At 68.2% G+C, this 5,951-nt stretch carries 2 protein-coding genes; both read left to right on the plus strand.

Translation table 11 applies throughout. The annotated features are described in order from the left end of the window. The coding region (locus AC1DF4_RS19020) for an Ig-like domain-containing protein (protein WP_476914335.1) at positions 1-5,367 on the plus strand (5,367 nt) is incomplete at its 5' end. A 147-nt stretch (positions 5,368-5,514) separates the two neighbouring features. Further along, positions 5,515-5,951 (plus strand): hypothetical protein (locus AC1DF4_RS19025; RefSeq protein ID WP_476914336.1); only part of this gene is annotated, 437 nt, incomplete at its 3' end.

The following is a 5,951-nucleotide window of genomic DNA, read 5'->3' on the forward strand; positions in this document are numbered from 1 at the left end:
GCGGTGGCGGTCGCGACGCCGAAGGCGTTGCTGGTGCAGCCGTTGGATGGTTCGACGGCGAGGACGGTGACGTTTGGCGGGCAGGGGGTGCCGGCGGCTCCGGTGCAGCTGGGCGGGTGTGTGCATGCGGCGTGGTCGGGGGCGAACAAGTATGTCCGGGACTGCGCCGATGATGTCAGTGACAAGACTGTGGATGTGCCGAAGGCCAGCGCGTCGCCGAGTTATGTGTTCCGGGTGAACCGGGACCTGGTGGTCCTGAATGATGTGAATTCCGGGAACGTGTGGCTGGTGAACCAGAACATGCAGCTGGTCAACAACTGGGACGACGTCATCCCGCCGCAGCAGACCTCAGACGACGCGGACAAGGACTCCGCCGACGAAGTCCAGCAGACCGTGCTCCCGGACCGCACCAAACCCAACAGCGCGCCCGCCGCCAAACCCGACACCTTCGGCGTGCGCGCGGGCAAGACCACCATCCTGCCCGTGCTGGACAACGACACCGACCCCGACGGCGACATCCTCACCGTCCGCAGCCCGGACCCGCTCACCTCAGGGCTGCTCGCTCCGATCTACGGCGCGACCGGCTTCCAGGTCAGCGTCGGCGCCGACAAGACCGGCTCGGAAACGTTCAAATACACGGGTGACGACGGCCGCGGCCTCTCCGCCACCGCCGACGTCACCCTCAACATCGTCCCGCCGGGGGAGAACGCCGCCCCGCGGCAGAAGCCCAACCGCAACACCACACTTGTGGTCCAGGCGGGCAAGATCGTCAGCCAGAACATCCTCACCGACTGGATCGACCCCGACGGCGACGACCTGTTCGTCGTCGGCGCGGCCGGCAGCGACCCCCGCGACCAGGTCAAAGTCCGGCCCGACGGCCTGCTCAGTTTCCAGGACGCAGGCTCCGAACCGGGCCGCAAGACCGTCACCGTCACGGTCTCGGACGGCCGCTCCACCACCGAAGGCAAAGTCACTGTCGACGTCCGCGCCCCCGGCGCCCTGCCCCCGATCGCCAACGCGGACCACCTCGTCGCCGTCGCCGGGGTGGACACGGTGATCGCGCCCCTCAAGAACGATTCGGACCCCCAGGGCGGCGCCCTCCGCCTCGCGCAGGTCACCCCGGACGGCAATTCCACCGCCACGATGGGCGCGGACCAGCAGACTTTCACGTTCAACTCCACCGCCCAGGGCGCCCACTACGTTTCCTATCTCGTTACCAACGGGCCGGCCAGCGCCCAGCAGTTGGTGCGCGTCGACGTCGTCCCCGGCGACGGCGACGGCGCCCCGGTGGCGGTCCGCGACACCGCCCTGCTGCCCAGCGGCGGCAGCGTCCTGGTGGACGTCCTCGGCAACGACTCCGATCCCTCCGGCGGCGTGCTGGTGGTGCAGTCCGTGACCGCGGCGGACGGGCTGCCGGTCAGCGCGGCCGTGCTGGACCACTCCGTCGTCCGGATCACCGACGTCCGGGCGCAGGGCCAGCTCAGCGTCAAATACACCATCTCCAACGGCAAATCCTCCGCGAGCGGGGAGATCGCCGTCCTGGTGGTCCCCGCGCCGTCCAAACTGCAGGCGCCACAGGCAAAACCGGACGAAGCAACAGTGCGCGCCGGGGATGTGGTCACCATCCCGGTGCTCGACAACGACACCGACCCCAACGGCGGCAAGCTCACCCTGGAACCGGTGCTCGCCCAGCAGCCGGACGCCGCCGACGGCCGGATCTTCACCTCCGGGAGCGCGCTGCGCTTCATCGCCGGCGAGGTGCCGAAGACCGTCTACGCGATCTACAAGGTCACGAACGCCTCCGGGCAATCGGATTCCCAGCAGGTCGCCATCCGCATCCGGGCGCGCGACGACGAACGCAACACCCGCCCCGAACCCAAGAACCTCACCGCCCGTGTGGTGGCCGGCATGACAGTGCGCATTCCCGTGCCGCTCGACGGCGTGGACACCGACGGCGACTCCGTCCAGCTGACCGGCGTGGACAAGGCCCCCGCCATGGGCACGGCCGTGGTCAAGGACGGCTACCTCGAATTCACCGCCGCCGGCAACGGCGCCGGAACGGACACCTTCAGCTACCGCGTCCGCGACCGGATCGGCGCCGAAAACACCGGCACCGTGATTGTCGGGATCGCCCCGCAGGAAGCCAACAACCAGAAACCCATCGCCATCGACGACGCGGTGGACGTCCGGCCCGGCCGCAAGATCGCCGTCGAGGCCCTTTCGAACGATTCGGACCCGGACGGCGACCCCATCAGCCTGGTCGGCAACGGCTTCGAGGCCCGCCCCGACCTCGGGGTCGAAGCGGCCGACGGCGGCAAGGTGCTCCTCACCGCCCCCGCGACCGCCGGCAACGAGAGCGTCAGCTACAAGATCCAGGACGACAAGAAGGCGCAGGGCAGCGCCGTGATCCGGGTCCGGATCAGCCCGGACGCCGCGTTGAAGCTCCCGGTCGCCAAGGACGACGTGGTCACTCCTGCCGAGACACTGGGCAAGTCCGCCGTCGACGTCCCCGTCCTGAAAAACGACTCCGACCCGGACGGCGTCGCCGCCGACCTCAAGATCAGCCTGCCCGACGGCAACCCGAACGCCCGGGCTGGCGGCGGCAGCGTCCGGGTGGCCCTCGCGCCGAAGGATCAGCTGGTCCCGTACACGGTGACCGACGTCGACGGGCAGAGCGCGACGGCGGTCATCTGGGTCCCCGGCCAGGGCGAACAACACCCCACACTGTCCAGGACCGACGTCGTCGAAGTGATGGCCGGCAAGCAGGTCAACCTTGACCTGAACGAATACGTCCGGGTCAGGGAGGGGCGCACTCCGCGGATCACCCAGGTGGACAGCGTCCGCGTGCAGGGCGCCGACCCGCAGAACGTGGTCGCCGGAAACGGCAGCGCGCTGCGCTACGCCGCGCTTCAGGACTACGTGGGCCCCGGCTCCGTGACCTTCGAAGTGACCGACGGCACCGGCCCCGACGATCCGCAGGGCCTCAAGTCCACTCTCAGCATCATCACCAATGTCATTCCCGATCCGAACGCCAACCACCCGCCGAGCTTCAGCGGGGCCACGCTGGAGGTTCCGAAGGCCGAGTCCGCCAGCCTGGATCTGGGCAACCTGGCCAAGGACGTGGACTCCGGCGACCAGGAAAAACTGAAATTCGAACTCGACGGCACCCTTCCCGAGGGCTTCAAGGCCGCGCTGGACGGCGGGACCCTGAAGGTCACCGCCGAATCCGCCAAGACAGCCGGCTGGAAGGGCAGCATCCCGCTGAAGGTCACCGACGGCCGCTCCGAGCCGGTCAAGGCCAGCGTCACCGCAACGGTCGTGGCCTCCAACCGCCCGCTTCCGGTCGCGAACGAGGACGTGATCGAAAAGGCCAACGCCGGCAAGACCGAGACCATCAACGTGCTCGCCAACGACTTCAACCCCTTCAGTGACACGCCGCTGAGGATTGTCACCGCCACGGTGGAAACCGGCTCCGCCGGACAGCCCGCCGTCGCCGGCGATTCGATCACCGTCACCCCGGCCGCCAGTTTCAAGGGCGTAATGGTGCTGCGCTACACCGTGATGGACAAGACCGACGACATCTCCCGGCAGACCGATGGCCGGGTCCGGATCACGGTCCGCGACAAGCCGGACGCCCCCTCGGCGCCGTCGGCGACGGACGTGCGCAGCCGAACCGCGGTGCTCAAGTGGACTCCGCTCTCGGACAACGGCGCCACCATCAGCAAATACACGGTGCGCTCCAGCGGATTCAGCCAGGACTGCGCCACCACCACGTGCACACTGAGCGGACTGACCAACGACGTCAAGTACGTGTTCACCGTCACCGCCACCAACGAGGTGGGGGAGTCCGTGCCGTCTCCGGCCTCCAACGAAATCCGGCCGGATGAGAAGCCCTCGCCGCCGGAGTCTCCCACGGTCAAGGCCGGGGACAAGAACATGGTGATCACCTGGCCCGCGGCCAAAACCGATGGCTCGGCCGTCAAAAACTACAACCTGGAGATCTCCCCGCCGCCGGCCAACGGCATCGCGGTGAAAAACGGTGTGGCCGGCCTGAGCTACACCTGGCCCGGACTGACCAACGGCGTGCGCTACAAGGTCCGTGCCCAGGCTGTCAACGAACTCGGCCCGTCCGAGTGGGGCCTCTACTCGGCCGAGGACAACCCGGCCGGCGTCCCGGCCGCCCCGGCAGCGCCGACGACGTCGGTGGCGTCCGCCGTGGGGACCTCCAACCAGCTGAAAGTGAACTGGAGCGAGCCGAACACTAACGGCGACGCCATCAAGAACTACTACGTCACCATGAGCGGCGGCGGCGGCACCACCCAGACCCAGATGATCGCCGGAACGGTGCGGACCGCCAACTTCACCGCGAATAACTCCGAAACCGGCTACACCTTCACGGTCCAGGCCGAGAACAAGGCGGGCAAGGGCGCGGTCAGCGCGGCCTCGGCACCCCGCCGCGCCACCGGCAAGCTCGGCCAGGTCTCCGGCGTCAGCGCCACGCCGGCGGACACCGGCGGGGCCGGCCGGGCCGTGGTCATCAACTTCCGGGAACTGGACGCAGCCGGGCGCAACGGCTCGCAGCCCGGGGAGGTCAGCTACACCTACTACGCCAGCCCCAGCGGGAAGACCGGCGCTATCAGCCCCGGCCAGAAGGTGAGCGGATTCACCAACGGCCAGGCCGCCACGATTACCGTGACGGCCAACTCGAGCGTCGCACCGAGCTCCGACGCCAGCACCGGTGCCACCGCCACGCCGTACGGCTCGCCCGGAACGCCCGCGGCGTCGGGCCAGGACGGCGCCGAAAACCAGAAGAACCTCAGTTTCAGCTGGAGCTCGCCGTCGCCGGCGAACAACGACGTCGCCTACACCCAGATCAGCATCGACGGCGGAAACTGGGAGCGCGTAGGGGCTTCGGGCAGCCGGACCGTGAACACCAACGGCTTCAGCGAACCGCACTCCATCCGGGTCCAGACCGTCAATTCCCTCGGTACCGGCGGTGCTATCGCCTCGGCCTCCGCCCAGTCCGGGGCCCAGAAGACCCGCTGGACCACCCGGCTTAACGGCGGGATGTACCGCAGCTGCACCGACCTTCCCGGCGCTACGTCCTACGACAACAGCCAGCCGGGGAACTTCACCTGCGACGGGCAGGGCGGCACGGACCGGCCCTGGATGGGTGCCTCGGACGTCTTCGACGTTATGTGCTGGAAGCCGCACGGTACCTACTACAGCGGGGACGGCCAGTGGTACTACATCATGCGCGGTTCGCCGAACCAGACGCGCTGGATCAACTCCACCCACACCACGATTGGCCCGCCCGGGCAAAGTGGCGTCCCGCTCTGCACCTTCCCGGTGGGAGCGACACCATAGCCGCCCCGGTCCCCGGGGCGCCGGCCGGTGGGCAGTCCTGCCCATCGCGCCCTTCCGGACAGTTCGGTAGGCTGTCGCGGGAACTGAGGGCCCTGTCTCGGGTCCGCCACGAGAATCACGACGCCATCCTGAAGGACATCTGAAGCTGTGACACGTCTGCTCGCCACGCTGGGGTTCAAGAAGCCAGGTTCAAAGAAGCGCCCACCGAGCCCCGGCTCCATCAAACGGCGCAACAAGCTCATCGCCGGCACCGCCATCGCCTCCGCAGCCGCGGTGCTGGTGACCGCTGCCATCATTTATCCGGGGTTTAAGACCACTGAGGTGGAGTTGAATGACGGCGGGGTGTGGGTGGTGTCGAAGTCGAAGAATGCGGTGGGGCGGTTGAATTATCCCTCGCGTGTCCTGGATGGGGCGGTGACGCCGGCGTCGACGACCTTTGATGTGTTGCAGGATGCCGGGACGGTGTTGGTGGATGATGCTGCGGGGTCGACGTTGAATCAGGTGTCGGCGGCGCAGATGCGGTTGGGTGGGGATAAGAAGTTGCCGGGGTCGGCGGAGGTGAGTTTCGGGTCGAAGGTCATTTC

This window comes from Arthrobacter sp. 05N429 (assembly GCF_056397045.1).